At 48.6% G+C, this 24,702-nt stretch carries 18 protein-coding genes; 13 read left to right on the forward strand and 5 right to left on the reverse strand.

The window, feature by feature from the left end; genetic code table 11:
- Positions 1-44 precede the first annotated feature (44 nt).
- A complete protein-coding gene (locus tag Q0P86_RS07255; protein ID WP_295038463.1) occupies positions 45-3,926 on the reverse strand; it encodes a transglutaminase domain-containing protein in 3,882 nt (1,293 codons plus the stop codon).
- 234 nt (positions 3,927-4,160) lie between these two features.
- Between Q0P86_RS07255 and Q0P86_RS07260 the strand changes: the two genes are divergently transcribed.
- From Q0P86_RS07260 to Q0P86_RS07310, 11 genes are all read left to right on the forward strand, one after another.
- Positions 4,161-5,105 carry an Rpn family recombination-promoting nuclease/putative transposase gene (locus tag Q0P86_RS07260; RefSeq protein WP_295038465.1) on the forward strand — a complete coding sequence of 315 codons (945 nt, stop codon included), beginning with the start codon at positions 4,161-4,163 and terminating at the stop codon, positions 5,103-5,105.
- A gap of 102 nt (positions 5,106-5,207) precedes the next feature.
- Positions 5,208-5,702 carry a hypothetical protein gene (locus Q0P86_RS07265; protein ID WP_295038466.1) on the forward strand — a complete coding sequence of 165 codons (495 nt, stop codon included), beginning with the start codon at positions 5,208-5,210 and terminating at the stop codon, positions 5,700-5,702.
- Positions 5,703-5,907: 205 nt separating this feature from the next.
- Complete coding sequence (locus Q0P86_RS07270; RefSeq protein WP_295038468.1) at positions 5,908-7,998, forward strand: BspA family leucine-rich repeat surface protein; 2,091 nt, start codon at positions 5,908-5,910, stop codon at positions 7,996-7,998.
- A 41-nt stretch (positions 7,999-8,039) separates the two neighbouring features.
- Complete coding sequence (locus Q0P86_RS07275; protein WP_295038470.1) at positions 8,040-10,085, forward strand: DUF2779 domain-containing protein; 2,046 nt, start codon at positions 8,040-8,042, stop codon at positions 10,083-10,085.
- A gap of 141 nt (positions 10,086-10,226) precedes the next feature.
- Entirely contained in the window at positions 10,227-12,116 is a 1,890-nt protein-coding gene (locus Q0P86_RS07280; protein ID WP_295038471.1) for an AAA family ATPase, read from the forward strand.
- A gap of 20 nt (positions 12,117-12,136) precedes the next feature.
- Positions 12,137-13,645, forward strand: coding sequence for a hypothetical protein (locus Q0P86_RS07285; RefSeq protein ID WP_295038473.1), 1,509 nt, complete (start codon positions 12,137-12,139; stop codon positions 13,643-13,645).
- A 334-nt stretch (positions 13,646-13,979) separates the two neighbouring features.
- Positions 13,980-14,279 carry a hypothetical protein gene (locus tag Q0P86_RS07290; RefSeq protein ID WP_295038475.1) on the forward strand — a complete coding sequence of 100 codons (300 nt, stop codon included), beginning with the start codon at positions 13,980-13,982 and terminating at the stop codon, positions 14,277-14,279.
- Positions 14,280-14,441: 162 nt separating this feature from the next.
- Entirely contained in the window at positions 14,442-15,443 is a 1,002-nt protein-coding gene (gene gap, locus Q0P86_RS07295) for a type I glyceraldehyde-3-phosphate dehydrogenase (protein WP_295038476.1), read from the forward strand.
- A gap of 176 nt (positions 15,444-15,619) precedes the next feature.
- Positions 15,620-15,802 carry a hypothetical protein gene (locus Q0P86_RS07300; RefSeq protein WP_291022678.1) on the forward strand — a complete coding sequence of 61 codons (183 nt, stop codon included), beginning with the start codon at positions 15,620-15,622 and terminating at the stop codon, positions 15,800-15,802.
- 228 nt (positions 15,803-16,030) lie between these two features.
- A complete protein-coding gene (locus Q0P86_RS07305; protein WP_295038479.1) occupies positions 16,031-16,171 on the forward strand; it encodes a hypothetical protein in 141 nt (46 codons plus the stop codon).
- Positions 16,140-16,478: a hypothetical protein gene (locus Q0P86_RS07310; protein WP_295038481.1), complete on the forward strand. Its 339-nt coding sequence runs from the start codon at positions 16,140-16,142 to the stop codon at positions 16,476-16,478. Before Q0P86_RS07305 ends, Q0P86_RS07310 begins: the two co-directional genes overlap by 32 nt.
- 65 nt (positions 16,479-16,543) lie before the next feature.
- Here the strand turns inward: Q0P86_RS07310 and putP are convergent, their stop codons facing one another.
- The gene (gene putP / locus Q0P86_RS07315; protein WP_295038484.1) at positions 16,544-18,085 is read right to left on the reverse strand and encodes a sodium/proline symporter PutP; all 1,542 of its coding nucleotides are present in this window, start codon (positions 18,083-18,085) and stop codon (positions 16,544-16,546) included.
- A 54-nt stretch (positions 18,086-18,139) separates the two neighbouring features.
- On the opposite strand from putP, the gene tsaA reads away from it, so the two are divergent.
- Positions 18,140-18,955, forward strand: a complete 816-nt coding sequence (gene tsaA, locus Q0P86_RS07320; protein ID WP_295038487.1) for a tRNA (N6-threonylcarbamoyladenosine(37)-N6)-methyltransferase TrmO — start codon at positions 18,140-18,142, stop codon at positions 18,953-18,955.
- Here tsaA and Q0P86_RS07325 read toward each other — a convergent pair.
- The gene (locus tag Q0P86_RS07325; RefSeq protein WP_290994713.1) at positions 18,933-20,186 is read right to left on the reverse strand and encodes a sialate O-acetylesterase; all 1,254 of its coding nucleotides are present in this window, start codon (positions 20,184-20,186) and stop codon (positions 18,933-18,935) included. The two genes, tsaA and Q0P86_RS07325, sit on opposite strands and share 23 nt — an antisense overlap.
- A 144-nt stretch (positions 20,187-20,330) precedes the next feature.
- On the opposite strand from Q0P86_RS07325, the gene Q0P86_RS07330 reads away from it, so the two are divergent.
- Positions 20,331-20,921, forward strand: a complete 591-nt coding sequence (locus Q0P86_RS07330; protein ID WP_290994715.1) for a hypothetical protein — start codon at positions 20,331-20,333, stop codon at positions 20,919-20,921.
- Positions 20,922-21,054: 133 nt separating this feature from the next.
- Here the strand turns inward: Q0P86_RS07330 and Q0P86_RS07335 are convergent, their stop codons facing one another.
- Both Q0P86_RS07335 and Q0P86_RS07340 read right to left on the reverse strand, forming a co-directional pair.
- Positions 21,055-23,610, reverse strand: a complete 2,556-nt coding sequence (locus Q0P86_RS07335; protein ID WP_291022693.1) for a T9SS type A sorting domain-containing protein — start codon at positions 23,608-23,610, stop codon at positions 21,055-21,057.
- Positions 23,611-23,733: 123 nt separating this feature from the next.
- Positions 23,734-24,537, reverse strand: a complete 804-nt coding sequence (locus tag Q0P86_RS07340; protein ID WP_295038492.1) for a hypothetical protein — start codon at positions 24,535-24,537, stop codon at positions 23,734-23,736.
- Positions 24,538-24,702 lie beyond the last annotated feature (165 nt).

The raw sequence follows: 24,702 nt of genomic DNA on the forward strand, positions 1-24,702 counted from the left end.
CGGAATTTTTCCGGGGCATTTTCCAACTTCTAACAGCCTACTTCCTACTTGACTTCGATCATCGGGCTCGTTTCGCTGAGCAAGTAGGTCCATTCCTCGCGAATCTTGTTGTATTCGGCCGGGTCGGCGTAGAGAGCGAAGGTGGTCCACTTGATGCTGTTCTTGCCGTCAAAATTCTTCTCGTAGCTCACGTAATCCGGGTCGCGATTAAGCGGCTTCGGTCCGGTAATTTTGACTTTCTTGCCGCTCGGGGCGGTAACGCTTAATTTGTACGCAAACTGCGTCTCGTGCGGCATGCGAATCGGGTGGTGGCGCTTCGATACCTTCGGGAGCTTGAACAGGCTGCGTTCCCATACGTTCGGGAATCGGCCCTTGAGTTCGGAGCCGCCTTGGCCGAAGTACCCCTTGGAGGCGTAAGTCACAATCAGGGCGAGCGGCTTGTTGAATTCGGCGAGGTTCTCGATGCGGATGTTTCCGATGCTTACGTCGGGGATACCCGAAGCGAGGAAGTCTTCCATCAGCTTTTCCTGCTCTTTCATGTCGCGGCCATAGAAACGGTTACGCATCACGCTGGCGAACTTGCCCTGCAGCGAAATCGAGTCGCGGAATTCGCAGGCGCCGTCGTTTCCGATAAACAGGCGGTGTTCAATGCCAATCTGGTGTTCCTGATTGTCTTCCAAAATCGGCGTAGTGACCACGTGGCTGCTGTCGCCGTTGATGACGAGTGCGACTTTGCCTTCCATGTCGAGCGGTACAGGGCGATCGTTGCCGGTCTTGTCGGTGGCATCGACCCAGCGTTCGGTGACTTGCCCCTGCGCAGGAATGTAGAGAATCATGTGGTTGAACTGCTGAATCGTCGGGAGGCCGGCAAAGCCTTCTTCGGTCAGGTGGATGGCGGTGAGGTAGCTCTTGATGCCTACGGCTTCGAGCATTTCCTTGAGTAAAAGCGCCATGTCCTTGCAGTCGCCCTGGTGCTTTTTGAGCGTGACTTCGGCGGTTTGCGGAATCAGGCTGTGGCCGCCGAATCGAATGTCGCGGTAGCGGATATCGTGGCGTACAAAGTTCACGATGGCCTTGACGGCGTTGTCGTTTGCCTTGCTGCCGCGGACTTCGCGGGCTTTTTCACGCACGCTCACGGCCTGCTTGAACTGGTGCTTGATCAGGTTCTGGTAATCTTCGCCCACGTTCTTCCATTCCTGCTTGCCGGTAAGCATCAGGCCTGCGCCAAAGTCGCGGTACACGGGCATGTAGAGTTCCTTGCGGATAATGACCGGGTTTTCGATTTTCCATTCGATGCCGCCCTTGATTGCTTTCTTTTCGAGCGGGCCGTATTCTTCGGTCACAAAACGGGCGGTGTCGGCGTAAATGCGGAAGCACGATTCTCCGACAGGGACGTCCTTGCTGCTCACGAAGTCGGTGTAGGGGATCATGCCCTTGTTCTCGATATTCGTGCGGCTGAACTGCAGGTAAATAAAGTCGCCCGGTTCAAGTTCTTGCAGCGGGAAGTGCGCCGTCTGCGATTCGTTCTGGCCGCCGATTTCGGTGGCGTAGGTGATGTAGGCGCCGTTCAGGTTCGCCTTCTGCTTCAGGTTCCAGTTGCTGTCGTAGACTTCGAGGGCGTTCAGGTAAATGCGGTCGAATCCCGGCAAGAAGTCGAACGTAAATTCGCGATAGATGGCGGCGCCGCGAATGTCGAGGATTTCCATGAGCATTTCGTCGGTGCGCACCCAGTTCGCGCCCTTTTCGGCTTTCAAGGTCTGCTTGTTGTAATGCACCACGGCGGGGAAATCGCCTTCGGTGCCCTGCTTTTTGGCGGTTTCGCTGAGGAGGCTCTTCAGGTTCTTGGTGCGTTCTTCCACCGGCGTAATCGGCTTTTGCAATGTGCGGTTGTCGGCCTTGCCGAGGAAAGCCTTCGTGGCGGAGAGGAAACTCTTGGCGTCTTCGTTATCGGGCTTTAAGGCGAGTGCCTTGGTGAGCGATTTTTCGGCGTCGCGGTAGTTGCGGCTGTAGAATAGAATCTTGCCCTGCGTGGTCCAAATCTTGTAGTCGTTACGGTCCTTGGCCAAGGTTTCTTCGCTAATAGCGCGGGCTTCTTCGTAGCGGCCAAGGAACATGAGGGCATCCGTCAAGGTGCTTCCGAGTTCCACACTCATGCCGAAGCGGCGGCGTACCTGGTAAAGAATGTCAACGGCTTCGGCGTACTGGTCGAGGCCCATGTAGGTCTTCGCAAGGTAAACGCCCAGGCGGCTGCTCGGCTGCGTGTCGTAAAGGCGTTGCACCACCACCAGCGACTGGTTACGCTGACCGAGTCCCCAGAGGGCGTCGCTCAAGTTGATCACGTATTCCGGATTGTTCGGCGTGTAGCGGAGGGCAGCTTCGGCGCATTCGCGGGCGCGGCCGTAGTCGAACAGGGCTTCGTACATTTCGCCCAAAATCGAGAGCAGTTTGCCGTTCTTTTGTACCAGTTCACGCTGGCTTTCAAAGTGGCTGATGCCGGGGCCGTAAAGTTCCTTCATCTGGTACACGAATCCGCAGTTGATCAGGTAGAGAGGCTCTTCGGGGTCCATGTGGTTCGCGCGTTCAAAGTAGCTGAGGGCCACCAGCGGCTGGTTTTCGAGCAGGCGCAGAATGCCCACTTGGCTCATGATGGCGGCATTGAACTTTGCCTGTTTCTTGGCGGATTCGGGGTCGGTGGCCGCGTTTTTGGCGGCCGGATTTTCGCCCACGGTCAGGCCTTCGATACCGTGCTGCATGACTTTGGCGTACTTTTTCTTGTTCACGCCCTGGGTCCAGGAAACAATTAGGATGCCGCGGCCGTCGTCATAGAAATAGCGGCCTGTGTAGTAGAAGTCGAACTTGTTGACCACGTGAGTCAGGGTAAAGTCTTGCGCGTAGCGGTCGCCGACCTTTTGGCGGTGCATTTCGAGCGTCGGATTGTTGGGGTCGACACCTAGGCGCACGAGCAGCACCTTGAACAAATCCTGCGAATTGACGGCGTCGCTTTCTACAGTCGCGCCGTAAACGAACAGCGAAACGTCTTCGGCCTTGTTGCTAAGCACCAGGTCCGGGTCGTCGTTCTGGCGGGCGATTCCTGTCCAGTGATGCCAGAGGGTGTCTTTGACAGCCCAAGTGTAGCCGAGCGTGGGGGAGTCAAAGCTTTGCACGTTGTTCGGCGAAAGTTCCGGGCCTTCACTTGCCGCAGTTTCGCGCATGCTGAAGTTCGCGAAGAATACCTTCCATTCGTTCTTGAGTTCGCCCGGCTGGAGTAGCGTGTCGGTGGCAGAAAGCGTGAGCGTGTACACGCGGCTCCCGGCGCCTGTTACAAAGCCGACTGCCTCGTAAGGGCTGTCGTAGCGCTTGCCTGCAACGTCAAAGAAGACGCCTGTACCGCCAAAGTTTTCTTCGGGATAGGTCTCGGCGAGCGTCGCCTTCTTGCCGCTAGATTCCAGGCTCTGCATTTCCATGCGGGCGCGGTCCATGAGGTTCATGGGTTCGCCCTTGGGGAGTTCTATTTCGACCAGGACCGCGCGGCGTCCCGTGCTCGCGTTGTAAAATTCGTAGGGGACGCCGCTCTCGTGGGCAGATCCATCGTCATCGCCCACGAGCGCCCAGTCGCCTGCGCCGCCCTGCGGCAGAATGAAGCTGAATCCGTCGGAGCTGAAAGCTCTTGCGGAATTAGGTCCCTGAGCTTGCCGAAGGGCCTTGTTACTTGACCCGTCCGGATTCTGCGAGGAACCTTCGTCAAAATAGTCGTCGGTGTAGCTCCCGGAATTAGCCGCTTGCGAACCTTCGGACTGCGGGTCCGATTCGGTCAGCGGCTTTCCGTTACCGGCGCAAGAAATTAAAGATGCAACCAATAACAGCCCAAACAGCGGGACGCAAAAATTGGGAATACGACCAAATTTTTTAAACAAAGAATTGCTCATGACAACAAAAATAAAAAAACGGAGCGTGCAAGCCCCGCCTTTTCATAGTCCAAAGTGGAATAACGATTGTATTGTACATTTGGTATCATACAAAAGCAAAAATCTTTTTACGTTGTTCGGCTACTAAAAAAGGGGGCAAAATTCCCAATTTTTCTGAATCTGGCGTGTTATATAGAGGAGCCTTTCGACGTTTTTGGGTTCCAGGTAGACGATAACAATGAAAATAGGAAAACTATGACTGAAAAGAAAAATAATGCACGCCGTGCACATGATCCCTTTTTCCGGTGGCTTTTTGCCGAAGTCAAGCGCCTTAGGTTGTTGCTTGAGTTTACTGGCAAGGTAGATCGCGAAGTGGGCGAATTCCTGTCATCCGTGAATCTCGGCACTCTGGAACGCATTCCAGATTCGTATTCCGAGGTCGACGAAACCGGTGATGCGGATCTAGCATTCCGCGTCAACGTGTTGACGGGCGCACCCGTGCTTGTGGGTATTATGGTGGAGCACAAGTCGGGGCGAGATCCCGACACTATTAACCAGATTGCCCGCTATGTGCGTTCCGTGATGAAGATTCATCAGGAAAATCGTGTGTTTGACGGGCTTCCGACTATGGCCATTATCTTTTACAACGGGTGCGAAAATTGGAATCCTCTGAAGAACCTTGAAGACGGATACCCGGAATTTTTCCATGGTCGCGTACTTCCGTTTGCATGCTCGTTCGTGAACATGGCTGATATTCCCGACAGTGATTGCCTTGCTTGTGAAGACATTACGACTGGCATGGGAATTACCGCGATGAAGTACGCTTTTGACAAGGACAATCTTCGTTCGAAACTGTTGCAGTTTAAGGAATCGTTCCAGAAATTGCCTACGGATGTAGGATTGACCCTTTTGAGTAAAATTAATGTATATTTGAGAGAGTATGTCGACGAGGACTATCTGAAGGAGTTGGAAATGGCATTCAAGAGTGTAGGACAGAAATACGGCTTTGTAAGCGCCGGTGACGTGTTCCGCAAGCGCCTTGCGGATGCTCATGCTGAAACTCAAGAAGCTAAAGACAAACTTGCGCAAAATAAAGCTGATACAGAAGCGGTTCTTCGCGAAATTGGACTTTCTGAAGATAAAATTGTGGAAGTTCAAACTCGACTAGAGGCTCTTCAGCAAAGTCGTCTTGCAAAATAGTTTAGTTGTTTTTTTCTAGAACGAAAGCCAGCTTGTAAGGCTGGCTTTTTAGTTGCTATATTTTGCAAAAAATCAGTGGGATTTTACAAATGGAGGTCTTCTGTGAAGATTTTTACATTGCGTCATTTTTGGCCTGTCATTCTCGAAGCGAAGCGTAGGGAATCCATACTTCTTGCCATGGCTCTTGTCTTTGCTGTATTTACTGCATGCGACAGCAGTTCCAGCAGTGCCGACCCTGATCCGATTGCGGAAGTTTCGAGCAGTAGCGGTGATGATGAAGTCTTTTCCTCGAGTTCTATTACGGACAAAGGAACATCCTCGGGTGGCAGTTCGAGGTCCTCTAGTTCTGTAAAATCTTTTTCGTCAAGTTCTAACAACGGACAAAATGCGTCTAGTAGCTCGTCTCGGTATAAAACTTGTACGAGTGAAAAAGAGGGTATTGAAGCCTATATTTCGCAGGAACAAAGCTGGTGTATTTGTACCGATGGCTTTTTCGGAAAATTTATTTCTTTTTACGAAATCAGTCGGAAATACGGCTGGAATTTCAAAAAATCACACTATTTTGCATCCCTTTGTAAATTTTTAATGTATATTTGACTTGTATGAATATGATGGGTAACGCAGTAGTGTTTGGAACGAATCTGAAAAGGATTCGTGTTAATCCGTTACCCCCCCCCCCCAGGTAAAATCTAGTTTACAAAATACATTCGTTAGTGACGAAGGTGGTTTTCAAGATGGAAACCGTCCTTTTGACGTATGCTCTCTATTTTGAAAAAAATCTAAAGCAAAAAGGCTGGTAAATATGAAAGAACAAGCAAAAGCAAAGACAACTACAGCTAAAAAGGCTACGGTTGCTAAGAAGGCAGTGACGTCTCCAAAGAAAACTGCTGCACCGAAGACCGCTGATCAAAAAACAGTTGTCGCTAAAGACAAGAATGATTTGATTAAATTGATAGAAACCGCCATTAAAAAGAATGGTACAAATTGTGATTTGAATTTCATTGACGTATCAAATGTTACGGATATGAGCAATTTATTTATGCAATCGCAATTCAATGGCGATATAAGCCATTGGGATGTGTCAAATGTTACAAATATGCAAAACATGTTCGCTGATTCTCAATTTAATGGCGATATAAGTCAATGGAATGTATCTAAAGTAAAGAACATGGTTATGATGTTCCAGAATTCGCGATTCACACGAGATGTCAGTAAGTGGAATGTTTCGAATGTTGTAAATATGCAGAGCATGTTTAGTGATTCGCAATTTAATGGAAATATCAGCAAGTGGAATGTGTCCAACGTTACAAATATGTTCTGTATGTTTTCTAATTCTCGTTTTAAAGGCGATATTAGCAAGTGGGATACATCTAAGTTGACTTTGGATTTTGGCATGTTTGATGATTCTCCCTTGGCTGATAATCCACCAAAGTGGTATGGAGAAAATTCTGAGAGTGAAGATGCTGCAAAACCTAAAAAAGCTACAAAGACTGCGAAGCCTGTATCTGCTAAAAAGCCCAAATTTGATGGTTATAAAATCGTGGAAGAATGCATTGAAGAACTCGAAGAAGACGAAGATGGCTTTGGCTGCGAGACCTATCCCTTTACGGATGAATATGGACAGGAATGCCTAATAGAAATGTATAACTATCCGACTGTCCAGGTTCTTGGCGACAATGTTGGCTTTAAGATTTTGCCTGTAGCAGATATGATAGACGAAGATGATGAGGGTGTTGGCTATTGGCAATCTACCATTTACAAGAACCCTCCTTACCTCAAGGCTCTCGTTCTGAAAAAAGGGTTCAAGTTCAATGAATCGGCTTACGGCAACGACTATCTTTTTCTTGATGACGGGAATGGCAATCAAATTCCTCTTTTCGACAAAAACGACAAGCCCCTAAAAGTGTTGAAGGACTTTGATCATTCCAAGTTCAAAAACTATTGTGCATTCCCTGAAGATGACTTGGTTGAAGACGACGAAGGGAAATATCACCTTAAGAAAAATGCCTATAAGAAGTACTCTAAACCTCATAAAGCTGGAGAATCCCCAAAGGGGACTGTAGTTAAAAAGACCACTGAACAAAAAATGGTTGTTGCAAAAAATAAAGATGATTTAAGGAAAAAAATTTTAGCAGCCATAAAACAGAATGGTGCGAATTGTGACTTGAATTTCATCGATGTATCTAAAATTACAGATATGAGTGATTTGTTTTCTGATGAGGATCTTTCACAATTCACCGGTGATATCAGTCAATGGGATGTATCGAGTGTTGCTGATATGTCCCGTATGTTCGAAAATTCTCAATTTAATGGTGATATCAGTAAATGGAATGTGTCTAATGTTACAAACATGGAATGGATGTTCGAGAATTCCAAATTTCAGGGAAATATTGATAAATGGAATGTGTCATTAGAATGTTCTGTTCTGGATATGTTTAAGGGAACTGCTAACGAAAAATATTTCCCCAAATGGAAAATTTTTGACATATCGGGAAAGACTGTCGTTGCACAAAATGGCGATCATTTGAAAGCTTTAATTTGTGCTGCCGTTGCGAAGAATGGAAATGAATGTGACTTAAATTTTATCGATGTATCGAATGTTACAAATATGAGTAGAATATTTCAAGATTCTCAATTCAACGGTGATATCAGCAAATGGAATGTTTCCAGAGTTACACATATGGTTGATATGTTTCAAGATTCAAAATTCAATGGTAATATCAGCAAATGGAATGTATCTAAGGTGACCAATATGTGGGGCATGTTTTCTGGATCTCAGTTCAATGGTGACCTCAGTAAGTGGAACGTTTCTGATGAGGTTGATATGGAAGACATGTTTGAAGGTTCGAAATTGGAAAAGTCAGGCAAATTGCCCAAGTGGTACAAGGAATAATTTTCTTTATCTTTAAGATGAATAATCAAAACGGAGGTATTATGCTCGACAACAAGTATCATGAGAAAAAGTTCACCAAGTCGGCGTTCAACCAGGCGGTAGAATGTGCGATGTATGCGTATTACTACCGCAATTCCAAAGACTACGCCTACCACTTTGATGGAGTCGATGGCATTGCCGAAGTGGGCGACCAGTTTGGTGTACTTGCCCGCGTTTACGAGGGCGTTCCCGACGAGAACATCATCCGCAGGGATCCGACGCTTTCGCCGGTTCCTGCCCAGATGAAAACCCTTGTAGACACGATGCGCTTTCTCCGTATGGAAAATGCCGATGTGGCTGAAGCCGCCTTTGGCACGAACAACTTCTTGGTCTATGTCGATATCTTGCACAAGCGGGGCGATACCCTCGAAATTATTGAAGTCAAGTCGAAGGGGATTGGTGCCGATGAACCGCTGTATTCTTTTGACGGTCGCGGCGGCAAGTTCAAATCGGATTACCTAGATAAGATTTTGGATGTTACATTCCAGAAATACGTGGTGCAGCAGTTTACCAAGTTCTTTGAAAGTTGTTCGCACCACAAGGTTCGTGCCAAGCTGATGCTTGTAAACACGGATGCCGTAAGCGATGTTGATTCTTTGAGCTCGCTGTTACAGATTAAGTTCAAGGATGGTCATCGCGAAGTAGAATGTGCTTCGGATGTTCGTGAAAAATTGCAGGGCAAAAATAGCATCGCCCGCGTTATCGATGTGGACGAACTCTGTGACAAGATTATTGCTGACGAGATTCCTGAAATAGCCGAAATATTTGGCGGTTGCTTTGTAGATTTTGTCGAAAAAGTTGCGGACATGTATGTCAACAACCGCAAGGACTATAGCCTCTGTAAAGTTGATGTGAAAAAATTTAATTGTCCGTTCTACGCCACAGACGAGGAACGCAAAGCTGGCAAGAAAGATGGTCGTGCAGAGTTCTTCAAGGATATGCTTGGAGTTGATATTGCAGGGAAACCTTGCATTGTAGATGTCAAGGGTGGTTCAAAGGGACTGCCGCCAAGTCTCAAGGGCAATGGCTGGCTTGAACAGAAAAAGCTTCTTCTGACCGATATCAACGAATACGAATATGTTCCTGCTGAAGATGCGACTCCTGAAGCGTTCCAAAAACGCACGAAACTTTCGGATAATGACCTGCGTTTCTTGCATGTTCACAGCGTAAAGACCGGTGAAGTGGCTCCGACTTTCTTGAAGGCTGCCGCGAAAGCTGAAATGGCGAAGTGGACCTATCCGCTGCATTTTATCGATTTTGAAACTTATCAAGGTGCTGTCCCGCTGTTCAAGGGCTCGCGCCCGAACGAAGAAGTTGCCTACCAGTTCTCTCACCATGTCTGTTATGAGGATGGACATTATGAACACAAAGAAGGGCGTGGGGGAGAGTTCATTTCGCTAGAGGCGGGAGTAAATCCGAATTTTAAATTTGTCCGTGAACTGAAAAAACAACTGGACAATGATGACGGAACAATCTTCCGTTATGCAGAACATGAAAATATTATTCTCAACGCTATTCGAGAGCAGTTGATAGAATCAGACGAATCCGACAAGGACGAGTTGGTTCGCTTTATTGAAAAAAATACGCATCCGACGGGAAGTTGTAAGTATCCGTTTACTGCAGGACCCCGTGATATGTTGGATTTGAAGGCTGTCGCTCAAAAATACTTCTACCATCCGATGATGGGGAGTTCCAATTCCATCAAGCAGGTGTTTCCTGCCATTTTGGCTAGTGATGAGACTTATTTCCGCGACCATTACGGCGACGATATGGACCCCTACCATAACTTGCCGATGTTAAAAGAATTTGCCGCAAAAGTTGATGCGAACAAGTTCCCAGCCGATTTTGACGATTCCGACATCTGGAACGATGAAAAGCAAATCAACTGCGGTGGCATCAGCAAGCTCGATTACGTGATGCTGCAAGCCGGTCGCTTCAACAAGCTGCATACCGAAGCTATCCGTCAGGCATCCCTCAAATACTGCGAAGTCGACACCCTCGCAATGGTCCGCATCTGGGAATACTTCAGGAATAACTGTCAGGAGTAAGAGAAAATCGGTTGCTGGTGCTTATTATCTCCTTGAACGCATCTCTAGCGAAATTGTCTCTGTGAGGTCTGAAATGGCTCTGCGGAGTCTTTATGAAACTTGTTTTGCGTATGGAAAAATTTAATTTGTAAGGAAATGAAAATGGAAAACGAACATATTATTCGTGAATGGTGGGAAAAGAATAAGACGAAAGCGGTTTACCTAAAAATATTAGATGCTCAGGATTTTTGGTTTCAAAATACACAAAACGCATTGAAAAAATGGATGGAACCGGAATTTGCGGCTGATAAGTTGGATGATGTGATTAAAGGTGCACCTACAAGTAATAAAGTTAATCGGATGTCTTTTTTTAATGAGGAAGAACATAAAGTTGTAGATGATATATGTGGTAAGCTTCCTATTGGACTAGATCAATGGAGTCATAAGAATCCCATAATTTGGTCGTTGGGAAAGTATAAAAAAGGTGAATTGAAAGATAATAATGGACATAAAAAGAATTTTTTGTATTGCCTAGAACCAAATAAGTATATTCCAATAAAACCAGATGAATTAAAAGATCGGTGCAATAAACTTGGCTTGGATAGTAATACAAAAGACGAAGATTTGATAAAAGTTATGGATGACTTAAATTTGCCTGATTGCAAATGCAAAAATCCATTGAATCAGTCTCTTCTTTATATGCATATGTTGTATAACGCCTTTGGTGAGAAAAATAATAGTCAATTTGAAAATAATCAAATCAATGAAAAAAAGATTATGAATGAATATGTAGTTTTTCTTCTTAACAACCATAACATTATTCTCCATGGTGCTCCGGGAACAGGAAAAACGTATCTTGCGAAAAAGATTGCCAAGCAGCTGATTTTTGATGATTCGGAAAAGAATCTTGAAAAGCTTGAGGATAAAACGCAATTTAACGAACAGTGTTGTTTTGTTCAATTCCATCAGTCCTACGATTATACCGATTTTGTTGAAGGCTTGCGTCCGAAAAATGGAGATAATGGACAAATTGGCTTTGAACGGAAAGATGGCGCTTTTAAGGAATTCTGCAAAAAAGCGATTTCGGACTCTTCGATAGAAAAGGCTATAGAAACTTTTAAATCTAAAGTAAAGGAAAATAATCAGCTGGAAATAAAAAGTATAAGAAGTGACACGACTTTCATTGTTAAATTAGGTGAAAAAAATGCAATAACTATAAACAATACTCCAACAACGGTATCGAGTGATTCAGTAAAGGGTTATATAAAGAATTGTAAATATGATAAAGGGCACGATACATATGACCCTGCCGTTGCTCAATACATAAAAGATAAATGTATGCCGTCTTATGTTTTCATTATTGATGAAATCAATCGCGGTGAAATGTCTAAAATTTTCGGTGAGCTTTTCTACTCAATCGATCCTGGTTATCGCGGTGCTGAGGGAAAGATAAAAACTCAATATGCCAATCTTCAAGAAAAACCAAATGAATTTGATTTGGCTCTCGGTATAGAAAAGAATGAGATTGAAAAAGACGGAAATAAGGATGACTTAAATAAAGGAAATTATGGTCATTTTTTCGTTCCAGAAAATGTCTATATCATCGGCACAATGAACGATATTGACCGCAGCGTTGATAGTATGGATTTTGCCATGCGCCGTAGATTCGCCTTTAAGGAAATTACGGCTGAAAGTAGAAAAGGAATGTTGGATCAATTAGGGGATAAGCAGAATATTGCAGAGAAGGTGATGGTGGCATTGAATAAGGAAATCGAAAAAGTGCCAGGTCTTTCTTCTGCGTATCATATTGGTCCTGCATACTTCTTGAAATTAAAGAGTAATGAAGGTGATTTCACGAAACTTTGGAGAAATCATATTGCTGGAGTAGTAAGGGAATATCTTCGTGGTATGCCAAAAGCAGATGATTTGTTTAAAACCTTGGAAAAAGTTTACAATGAAGCCGTAGCCTCCACCCCGAAGAAATTAGATACTGAAACAGCAACTCCTGCTGAAGCTGCAGATGAAGATGCTGGCGAAGGTGGTAATGCTTAATCTTTCCCGCTGCAAAGAATATGCCCATTTGTCTAAAAGATAATCAGTATAAGTTTGCTCCGTGGGATGAGACGTGGAGACCCTGGGATAAAGATAAATTCCAGGATCCCTTAAATGCGATCGACGGAAAATCGCTGAAAGAATTGAGCTCTGACAAATGGAAAGAGAAGAATGGAGAATTACTCGTATTCTCGTTCAATAATGCAGAAACCGATCTTGGTAGAGATGATAATTTTGTCTATAAGCTAGATTGGGTCAAAGAACAAGAAACTGATCTTGAAAAACCGAGTTTTCAGACCGGCAATGTTATGGGCTTTATCGGTCTTGGTGATGATTTGCAAATGCAAATCACATCTCGGTTTGACCAGTCTAATCAGAACTATTTTTTGCATTATATGTTGCAGAAAGTCTGTAATGTCGCCTTTGCTCCACAGACGGGTTCTGCAGAAGACAAACTTCTTGATTTCTTATATTACCTTTTTCCCAGTTATCTGAAAGCGGCGTGCGCACAAGGAATTTTCCGTGCGTATGTGACTCGTGAATATAACGATGCCAATGTTCGCGGACCTATTGATGTTGCGCGGCACATTCGTTATAATATGCCATTCAATGGAAAGGTTGCTTACCACACCCGTGAATATACAACCGACAATAAGATAACCCAACTGGTTCGCCATACTATAGAGTATATCCGTAGCCTTAGTTTTGGTGGCTACATTCTTGAATCGGACACAGATACTCGCGATTACGTGAACTCTATTGTAGTGGCTACGCCGACATATTCGAAAAATTCGAGGTTGCAGGTAATTGCCCAAAATCTTCATCCTGTGACGCATCCATATTATACCGCATACGAAAATCTTCGCAAACTTTGCTTGGCTATTTTGCGTCATGAAAAATTGAGCTATGGTGATAGTGACAAGCCTATTAGGGGAATCTTGTTTGACGGAGCCTCGCTATGGGAAGAGTATTTGGCGAAGGTGTTTGAGGATAATCATGTTGACTTGATTCATTCCAACAACAGAACGGGAGAAAATGGGATACAGCTTTTGGTTGGAGGTCGCAAAAATCACTATCCCGACTTTTATAGAGAAAACGATAAGGTTGGTAATAAGAAAGCTGTTGTTTTGGACGCCAAATACAAGAAATTGTGCGTGAATAAGAACGACAATGATATTGATAAAAACGATTCCGAATTTGTAGAAGATAATTATATACCAAAAAATGGAAATGGCGAGTACCGCGTTTTTATCAAAGGTCGCGATGTGATGCAAATGCTTGCCTATATGTATACTCTAGAGGCAACGAAAACCATTTTGATTTCTCCATACTCATTTAGCGAATCTCGTAAAATACAAGAAAATGACATCCGTATCAGGGATTGGGAAACCGTAGGCTATAAGGGAGAGATATCTGTGTTTGCGGTCCCTATTCCTGCTAACGAAACCCAATGGGACGACTTCGTTGCTAAAATGCAGAATGTCGAAAAAGAATTAGTGAAAAAAATTAAAGCGCAGATAGAAAAATAGCGTCAAGACCTCCTGTAAAATACTTTTGCTGAATTAAAATAGCCCCCGTGCCCCCCCCCAAAAAAAAATGACTCTGCGGGGGCTTTTTTTGTATACCCATAATTAATCATTAAAAAGGTGCCAAAATTCCCATTTTTTCTGAATGTTGCGTGTTAATAGATTGGGGTAATTCTATTTCACCCAGAAAACCAAACGTATATTGACAAACTGTACATACATATTGTATATTTATTATGAACATAACAAAGCATGCTTTAGAACGAATGACTGAACGCGGTTTTACTCCGGAAATGCTTGTTGCCTTGATGAATGAATGGGAAAACGAGGAGGCTTTATGGAATTTAAAGTAGTGGATGATGTCAATATCTCTAAAGAAGAACTGGACTATTTAGAAAAACATGACTTTGGCGAGGAAATCCGCAAGGGTTTAGAAGATGGTTCTACTATTGTCGCTGAAGGCAATTGGGGCGAAACGGTCAAGGCGTTAAAGGCGAAAATGGCGGCCAATGCCACCAAGGCGATAACCATTCGGGTCCCGGTTCGCGTCATTGAACGCTACAAGAAGCGTGCCGCTGCCGTAGGCATCGGCTACCAGACGCTCATGAAGCAGATGTTGGAGGCTGCCCCGGTGTAACCAAGACCTCCCATGCCGGTTTGGCCCCTTTTCGTCGGCAAAAATCCGAAATTTTATGTTTTTTACTACACAAAAGCCTCGGAATTTTGTATCTTTACGACCAAGAACGCACCACCCTAAAGGTGGCTAGCAATTTCAACAAACAAACAAAAGGATCCAATAATGGCTCTCAAACTCGGTATCAATGGTTTCGGTCGTATCGGCCGTATGGTCTTCCGCGCTGCTGTGGAAAACTTCTCCAAGGACATTACTGTTGTCGGTATCAACGACCTCCTCGACGCTGACTACCTCGCATACATGCTGAAGTATGACTCCGTCCACGGTCAGTTCAACCACGACATCAAGGTCGAAGGCAACTTCCTCATCGTCGACGGCAACAAGATCCAGATCTTCGCCGAAAAGGATCCGTCCGCTATCACTTGGGGTGCTCTCGATGTCGACGTCGTTGTGGAATCCACCGGTTTCTTCCTGACTGAAGAACTCGCTTCTGCTCACCTCAAGGCTGGTGCCAAGAAGGTGATCATGTCTGCTCCGTCTAAGGACGCTACTCCGATGTTCGTGTACGGCGTGAACGACAAGACCTACGCTGGTCAGAAGATCATCTCCAACGCTTCCTGCACCACCAACTGCCTTGCCCCGATCTCCAAGGTTCTCGATGAAAAGTTCGGCATCGTCCGTGGCCTCATGACCACCGTTCACGCTGCAACTGCTACTCAGAAGACCGTTGACGGCCCGTCCAAGAAGGACTGGCGCGGTGGCCGTGGCATCCTCGAAAACATCATCCCGTCTTCTACGGGTGCTGCTAAGGCCGTGGGTAAGGTTCTCCCGCAGCTCAACGGCAAGCTCACCGGTATGTCTATGCGCGTGCCGACTTCCGACGTGTCCGTTGTTGACCTGACTGTCGAACTCAAGAAGGCTTGCACTTACGAAGAAATCTGCGCTGCCATGAAGGAAGCTTCTGAAGGCGAACTCAAGGGCATCCTCGGTTACACCGACGAAGCCGTTGTTTCTACCGACTTCCGCAACTGCCCGAAGACCTCCATCTTCGACGCCAAGGCTGGCATCCAGCTCGACCCGACCTTCGTCAAGGTTGTGTCCTGGTACGATAACGAATGGGGCTACAGCAACAAGGTTTGCGAAATGGCCCGCGTGATCGCCAAGTAAGATTTCTTGATGGCGTTAGTCGTGCGGACGCCACTTAGTTTTCCGCACTTCCGCTAAGAAACCTTTTAGGAACCCTGCCTAAGCGGCGGGGTTTCTTTTTTGTTGAAATGCATTTTATATAAACTATATTTTTGGCATGAAAAAAATTCCTTGCACTTTTGATTTCGTCGGCGTTTATGTTTGCTGCTTGCGGCGACGATTCCTCTTCCGCTTCTGCGGACCCTTCTACCGAAGAATACTCTTCTTCTTCCGAAAAGGATGCCAAGTCTTCGTCGTCCGAGGATGGCGACAAGCTCTCGTCCAGTGAAAAATCTTCAGGGAAGTCTTCTTCTTCGGAAAAGTCTTCCGACAATTCCTAGTCTTCTGTTAAGGAAGATTCCAAGTCAATCATCGAGCGTAAGTGAAGACAAGTCTTCTTCGAGCGAATCCCCGAAGTCCTCGTCTAGCGAAGCGATTAAGGCTAGCGTCGCTGTCCAGAAGAGCAAGGTCTCCAAGGCCGAACAATTCAGAAGAAAATCTATGGATGTGCCGATGGCGATTCTACGAGAACCTTCAAGTTCTTTGACGGTTCGTATGTCTATGAAACCTTGGTTAATGACCAAGTGATGAACTGGAATGCCGGTCGCTACGACATCCAGCGCAGCACGCTGTTGATGCTCCCGCTCTACTATGGGGGAGGAGGGGGCTTCTCGTACGATGTTCTCCTATTCCGTGGGCACCGACAATAAGATTACGGCGTACAATGGCGAGAGCATGAACTGTATGGTTGAAGAAGTCGGGTACGAGTACGAAAATGCCGAAGATTTTGTCGGCGAATGGGTGGCGACTAAAGACGGTATCGATTGGACGTTTACCTTGAAGGCCGACGGAACCTCCAAGTTGGAGGCTGTCGAGGATACCAAGAAAGTGGAATACAAAGCGGGAACCTGGGAAGTCTACGGCTACTATATGGTGATAGACTTCAATAAGTTATTGAATCCGGGCAGTACGACAAGTGAGAATATGACGGTTGATTTAGGGAGAATCCCTGGATAAAAATGAAGGCCCGCATTGCGGGCCTCTTTTGTAATTTCGTCTGTTGGGCGCAAGCCCGTTCTAGATTACAGCTTCATATCGCTCAGGCGAGTGTGTTCCACCTGATCGAACTCGTCCTGGATTTCTTTGCTGGGGGCCTTGGTGCAGAGGCTCACCACCACGATGGTCACAAAGCTCAAGACGAAGCCGGGAACGAGTTCGTAAATCTGGAAGATTTCGGCGCAGAAGCCCGAGAGGTAGAACTTCCACACGAATGCGGTGATGCCGCCCACCAGCATGCCCGCGATGGCGCCCGGAAGCGTGGTACGCTTCCAGAACAGGGCAAGGAGCATAATCGGGCCGAAGGTGGCGCCGAAACCGCCCCAGGCAAAACTCACGAGGCTCATCACGACATCCAGGAAGCTCTTGCCCTGTGCAGCGCCGTCGGCGCTAGGCGCCCCCTGCATGGCGACGATGACTGCGATAACCGTAATGAGCACCACGACGCCGCGGCTCACCCACATGACTTCCTTGTTGCTAGCATTCTTGCGGAACAGGTGCTTGTAGAGGTCGTTACTGAAGGCCGAAGCCGAAACCAGCAGCTGCGAGTCGGCGGTACTCATGATGGCGGCAAGGATAGCTGCCATGAGGATGGCGGCGACAGCCGGGTGGCAGAGCGTCTGGCACAAAATCATGAAGATGCGTTCCGGGTCAGCGACGGTAATGCCGTTCGCTTCCACGTAGTAGCGACCGAGGATGGCAATCATGATGGCGGCACCGAGGCAGATGGTGACCCAGGTCATGGCGACGCGGCGGGAGAACTTGATGTCTTCGGCGTTCTTGATGCTCATGAAACGCACCAGAATATGTGGCATGCCGAAGTAGCCGAGACCCCAGGCGAGGCTAGAAATCAAGGCGATAAGCCCGATGGACTTGCCGGTGGTGGCGTTGGTGAACAGGCTCAACAGGTAGGGGTTCTGTGCGTTCACGGCGTCCATGGTCGCTGCAAATCCGCCCGAGCCGGTCATGATAATCGAAGGAATCGCGATGACGGCAATCAGCATCATGGTCGCCTGGATAAAGTCCGTCCAGCAAACGGCAAAGAAACCGCCCATGAAGGTGTAGCTCACCACGACGACCGCACCGATGATAAGGCCGGTGGTGTAGTCCATGCCGAAGATGGTGCCGAAGAGTTTTGCGCTAGCCACAAAGCCCGAAACCGTGTAGAACAGGAAGAACGCGAGAATGAAGATGGAGGCGATAACGCGGATGATTCCCTTGTTGTCGCGGAAGCGGTTCGCAAAGAAGTCGGGCAGCGTGATGGAGTCTCCGCAGAAGTGGCTGTACTTGCGGAGCCTGCGGCCCACGATTTTCCAGTTGAAGTAGGTGCCGATTACGAGGCCGATACCGATCCACGCTTCGGAAAACCCGCTCACGAAGATGGCGCCCGGGAGGCCCATCAAAAGCCAGCCGCTCATGTCGGAGGCCTGTGCGGACATGGCCACGACCCACTTGTTCATGCCGCGGTTGCCCAGGTAGTAGGCATTCAGGCTGTTCGCCTTCTTGGAAAAGTAAAAGCCGATGCCAAGCATCATCAGCAGGTATAAAATGAAAACGGTTAAGACCATTTGTCGTCTCCTTTATGTATGCTTTTAAAGATAGAAAATTCTATATATTGTCCTGTGCAATCGTTCGATGAGATAACTTTCAAGGTCATTGCCCGCATCAGGAGCGATTTTCCGGACAAGTTCGGGATTCCGCGGCAGAGCGGGCTTTTGAAGAATTTGCGTTCGACGATTGTCTTTGAGCCGGAATTCAGGAATGCCGATGCGTTGCGTGGGCTGGAAGGCTTTAGTCATTTGTGGCTCTTGTGGATTTTTTCGGAAAACGTGCGCGACACCTGGAAGCCGACGGTACGCCCGCCCCGTCTTGGTGGCAATACGCGGCTGGGCGTGTTTGCGACGCGCAGCAGCTTTAGGCCGAATCCCTTGGCCATGAGCTGCGTCAAAATCGAGAAAATCAACTTGACGGGGGAGAATGCTCCCTCCATTACGGTCAGCGGTGCCGACCTCATGGACTGCACGCCTATCGTAGACATCAAGCCTTACTTGCCGTACGCCGATTCCGTGCCCGAGGCCACCGGTGGTTTTGCCGAGGCCGTGCGCTTTAAAAAGCTCGAAGTCGAATTTGCCGCCGAGGCGCAAGCCGTTCTTGAAGGCACGGGATTTGCGCCCGGAAAATTGGCGCCGGAATTGCTCGAAGGCTCGGAACTTGCACCCGATGCCGTCGATATCCCTGTAGTATCTGGTGCCGCCGGCGTAAAATTCCCCGCAGAAAAAAAGGCAGCTCTTGTGGAGCTGCTTTCCGAAGACCCGCGGCCCGCGTACCAGAGGTCCGCCGACCGCATTTACGGCATCAGGTTCGCCGGCTTCGATATCAAGTTCCAAGTACAGGGCGACCACCTGACGGTCGTCGCTATTTTACCATTACAGGCTTAGTCGCCTTGAATCCTTCGCCCTGGGCACTTACTACGTAGCGCCCGGCCGGGAGTCTGCCTGCAAGCACCAAAGTGTTTGTTCCGGCGTAGTTGCCGCTCAAGTCGAGCACTTCCTTGCCGAGGCTAGAGTAAATCTTGACGGTGAGCTGCGTTGCCTTGGCGAGGCTCAACTGCACATTGCCGGCTTTGTTCACCGTAAGCGCCCCGCCTGCAAAGTGGTTTGCCTGCGCAATTCCCGTACCTGCGTCTGACGACGATTCCGGCGACGAGCCTGTCTCTGACGAAGAAGAAACTCCGTGATGAGTGTGGCTGGAACTTGACTTTGCTTCGCTAGAGCTGGAGGCGACTTCGCTGCTGCTGGATTCTTCCGCGCTGCAGCTCGATTCTGCAACGGGCTTGAGCTTGTTGCCCAGGACCTCGATCATCTTTTCGGCATAGCGCTTGCCAAAATCGCGGTACTCCTGAGAGGTAAAGTGCACGTTCTGGCCATCGTTCAGAGCCTGGTTGAATCCTTCGGAAGACACCACGTAGAAGTTCTTGGACTGCTGCGGGAGCTTTGCGATATTGTTGTTCGCGCCGGCACTCACACCGCTGCGCAGCACTTCGCCCGCAAGGAACGGAATGTCGCTTTCGAGGCCCAAGTCCTTGATAATGTTGTCGTAGACCTTCTTGACATTGGAGGGCCACTGGCCGTCACCGGCATCCGTTTCGCCCTGGTGGAAGATGATTCCCTTGATGACACCGTCTTCCTGGGCCTTCTTGGCCATTTCAATCAGGCGACCATAAGGGTTGCCGCCATAGGTGTTGATTCGCTGGGTCATCCAGCTCTGCTGGCCCTGGGCGTAGCTTCTGTATTGGTCCTTGTCGAACAGCTTGATGCTGCATCCTGCAACAGCGACCACAATGACGCCCACCTTGATCTGGGAGTCCGTCTTTTCGACCATCGTGCGGCCGAAATAGTCCGTGGGGCCGAGTTTTGCACCCTGACAGTGCGCAAGCGGAGGCACGGCAGTAGACCATTTGCCCTTGGTCTTCCCGGAGCAAGAGCCATTGTCGGCCGCCCAGAGAACCTGGAAACGTTCGTCAACCGTCTTGTCCTGCTGCCCGATATCGCCCTGACCTTCCATGTTAGACTGCCCGAAGGCGAGGTAGATATGGAAATTCGGGTCCGGGGCTGCGTTTACTTGAGAAAAAGCCATTGCGAAGGCTGCTCCTAAAAGAAATTTTTTCATAATATACTCCAAACAACAGGGAAAAAATACCCTCAAGCTAAAAATAATCCCTCAATATGGAGAAATTTTGATTGTAAACTTTATTATGTTGTTGATTTTTACAACAAGAATTACTTATATTCAATGAAAACTTAGAGGTTTAATATGAAAAAAAGTTTTTTTGCCGTAGTTGCCGCCGGAGTTTGTGCAACAGCTTTGCTGGTCGGATGTGGTGATTCCAGTTCATCTCCTTCCAAGAGCAGAGTGCAAAAGTGTGCTAATGGACTTACGGATGAATGCTTGATCGGAACCTGGAACATGGAAGGTTTGGTCAACATGCAGGCTATGCCGCATGCGGTCTGGCCCGCGTTTGATTATGCGTCTGCTCCTGGCAAGTTGGTATTTAAGGCTGACGGCACCTTGGAATTTTCGTACCCCACCAATGCTCCTGCAGACTTGATGGCGGACGCCGATTGTCTTGCAATCAAGGGATCCTGGAGTATCGAAGGGGGAGCCTTGAAGGTCAGGAATGTTACCCAGAACTTTGATAACATCCAGATGTGCGTCCTGGAAAATATCTTTGTGAAGCAGGATAAGCATTCCTCGAGTTCTATCACGGTCGAGCCGGAATTCAGCTCCGAAGGTGCCATCGTCAAGATGGTTATCCCGCAGTTGTTGATGATGGGCGGAAAATCCCAGGCAACCGATGACGTGGCGTTCTTTAACTCGACGGGCGAAGTTTATACCTGCAAGTAGTTGCATCCCGTTAAGGGCTTAAGAACTTCGCTCTGATAAAAATCCCCGGCAGTTCAAAACTGTCGGGGATTTTTGTGTGTATTTGGAACCTGGGGCGGTCAACCTCGTTTAGGCGTAAGCCGACCGCTATTTCTTACTTGATAACGAGAACCCTGTGCTGGAGCGTTTTGCCGCTAGCATCCTTCAGGCGGGCCATGTACTTGCCTACGGGGAGCTTGTTCAGGCTGATAGCAGCGTTGCTGCCGATTTCGGTACTGAAGGCGAGCTTGCCGTTTGCGGCGTAGAGTTCGACGGTACTGTTTGCCGGGGCGTTCACATGGAGCGTACGCTTTTCAAGTTGCATGAAGGTGCTGCTCGAAACATTGATTCGGGATATCTTTGTGACGAACTCGGTGCCTTCGGGTGCTCCCACGATGGTGCCGCGGCCGACGGTGCTCATGTAGACGACGCCGAAGTTGTTCATGTCGCCCTGTACGAACTGTCCGTTACCCGGGCCGCCGAACTGGTGCATGTCGTCGTTAATGCGTTCGAAGGTCTTGCACTTGTCGGTGCTGCGGTAGATGCCGATCGGGTCGCCCGATTTTGCGGCACCCCAGATAAAGATGGTTTCGTAATCGGAGCCTTCTTTTGCCTTGCCGATACCCACGGCGATTGCGGTCGAAGCGCCTTCGCAGTGGTTCCAGCTCTTGCCGCCGTCTTCGGTGTAGGCAAGTCCGTTTTCGCTAAAGCCCTTGGGGAGCCAGACTTGTGCCTGGTCCATCGGAACCCACAGGTGGCCTTCTTTCTTCGGGACGGTGCGGATGAGGCCTGCGCCATTATAGTATTCTCCAGCACCTTCGTTTTGCAGGCGGGCATCCTGGGCGACAAAGTTCTTGCCGGCATCGGTAGACTTGTAGAGGGTGCCCATGGCATTCATGACGTAGAATGTTTTCGGGTCAACCGGGTCGGCCACAATGCGGGCGTACTGCGTCTGCGTGCCGGTTTCGACAGCGGTCCAGCTGGCACCGTTGTCGTCGGAACGGTAGACGGTTGCACTCTGGTCGGGGCGGTGGAGAATCACCTTGCCGTCAGCAGAAAGCACGACAAGTCCCTTTTCCCCCTTGAGTTCGGTTTTCAGGGAATCCCAAGTGGCGCCCATGTCGTCAGAGCGGTACATCACGAAGAAGTTCTTGGATTCGTAGGTGTAGTACTTGGTGATTGTTCCGGTACGCAGCAACGATCCGCTGAGCGGGGCGTAACCCATGCTCTGCGTGGTGCCGATAATCGGTGTGTGGCGCGGGGTGCTTTCATTGATGTTCGCGTAGGCGGCACCGTCGTAGTCGCCAATTGCGGTGACGAGCGGGCCGTTAGGAATGCTTACGATGTCGAGCGGAACCGTTTCTTCGATGCCTTTGGACATGAACTTCCACACGGGAACCTTGGCGGTAATGTCTTCGGTCATAAAGATGCCGTTGCCGCTGGTGACCCAGGCTTCCACGTTGTTGAAGGGGTTGATTTCCAAGGAGCCGGCCCAGTGAATCGCGTTACCAGGAATCCAGGCGGTACCATTGGCGTCGATGTTCGGAATGTCGTTGTAATGTTGACCGTGAATCCAGTTCTTGCCGCCGTCAGTCGTGGTGTAGATGCGGTCGCCGTAGTTTTCCTTTTCGTCTTTGGTCACGTGGCGTCCGGTGTACTGGCCGAGTGTAGAAACGATGATGTGGTTCTTGTCCTTGGGGTCGATAGAGATGCCTCCGTAGGAACATTCGTTCTTTTCGCGAACGATGGTTCCGTCTTCTTTTTCGTTATCATCAAACGGGGTAATGTCGGTCCAAGTGCCAGCCTTGATATTGTACTTGTAGACACCGCCCTTGGCGATGTTGTACGGGCCCGGGCCGTCGGCAAAGGTTACATACATGTCGCCGTCCACGATTTTGGCGCGGTGCGGCATCAGGCCTGTGGGAACTCCCTTGACGACTTCCCAAGTGGTTCCGCCGTCATGGCTCACCTGCAGGTTATCCTTGGTCTCGGAAGTGCCGATGTAGATTGTCGCGGTGCTGCCGTCGGCGAGCTTGCCCTGAGCCGGGTCGAAAAGGACGAAACTCACGCCATTTACGCCGTTCAGGCTGCTTTCGGTTGCGGAGGAAAGGGCTACCTTGTAAAGGTTGGTCCAAGTTTTACCGTAGTCGGTGCTCTTGTACACGCCCTTGGTGCGGCTACCGCAAAGAACGATGTTGCCCATGTTTGGGTCTACGGCCAGTTTTTCGCCGGTCTGGCGGCCCATGCCGTTGCCGTGGGCGAGCATTTCCACGTAGCTGGTGTCCCAAGTGTTGCCGAAATCTTCGCTGCGGAGCACGGCGGTGCGCCCTTTGCTAAAGTAACCCGTGCCGGCCAGCACGTAAATGCGCTTCGGGTCGTTCGGGTCGAGTGCAAAGGCTTCTGTTCCGTAAAGGCCCACATCGTTCTCGGAAATCCAGTCCATTAACGGGACCCAGGTCTTCTTGTCAAACTCAAAGCGGTAGATGCCGCCCACGTCGGTGCGGGCGTAAAGCAGGTTTTCTGCCTTCGGGTGGAAAATTACGGCCGAAACGAATCCGCCACCGTCAAAGCGGACGTTTCCCCATTCGTATTTTTCGGCGTTTACGGCCGTGGCGAACATTCCGAGCGCCATAGCCGAAATGATTGTCAAGTTCTTGATGTTTCCAAACATGGCATCTCCTAAATACATTTCTACCAGAAAATACCTAAAAAAAGCCCTCATCGGACAAAAAAAGAGCCTTTAACATATAAATATGTTTATGGATTCTCAACGAATGTAAAGAAATCCTGTTTTTTAACCCTGGATTCCGGTATCCGGATGCTGGATGCTCTTGTAACTTTTCTCGGCCCGCTCGTTACGGCGCTTGAGTTCCTGGTTCAGGGGCCAATAAATGGCTGCAAAAAGCACGTAGCCGCACAGGAGTACAATCCAGTGGTTGAGCCCGAGACCGATTTCCAGGTAACGCATCTCGACGAACATGAAAGGGCCCGCAATCAAGAACAGAGGCAGTTGCCGACACTGGTCGCCCAGGGAATAGCGGCTTTCGTAGCTCACGATGGAGTTCATCATCGGGAAACTGGTGCAAAAGCCACCCATAAGTTGCTTGATCAGCATGAGTCCGCTTACGACGCCTGCAATGGCCGGAGCCTTGATGTAGATCGGCAGGGGAGTCTTGTAGCGCACGCCAGATTTATAGCTCTGCGTCTGGAAGATGGTGACGCCTACGATAAAGTCAAAGGCGCATGCTCCGATGAACCACGCTTCGGTATCGGGAATGCGCGGCATCAGGAAGGTGCCGAGCGCCACAAAAAACGCGAGCCCTGCGATAATGCTCGGTACAATCGGAACTTTGACCTTGTAATGCAAAATGCGCACGATATGCACGTACAGAAAGCACATGAATCCCGAAATAGCGTTAGCGGCCCCCATCGGAAGACCGACTGCAATGTAGGCGAAACCGCAGGGAATCGGAATAGTCGCCGTGACGGCCTTCAGTTGCGGGTCTTTCAGGTAGGCGCTCAAGGTGCCCAAAGCGGTCACCATGAAAATCAGGAGCCAGTCGTAAATCGAAAAATGTAGGTTCAGTGCGGCAAGCATGGCCGCCTAAAGATAGAATTTTGGAACGTCGGTAAAAACGGCAAATTCTTTTTTTCATCGACATCTTGTTTTCGTACATGTCCTTGTCGGCATTCTTGAAAACAGTGTCTACGGTGTCACCACTATGGTATTCCGCAATACCCACGGCTGCTGAGAACCTTTCCC

It is taken from the genome of uncultured Fibrobacter sp., assembly GCF_946062555.1.
Lineage (GTDB): Bacteria > Fibrobacterota > Fibrobacteria > Fibrobacterales > Fibrobacteraceae > Fibrobacter.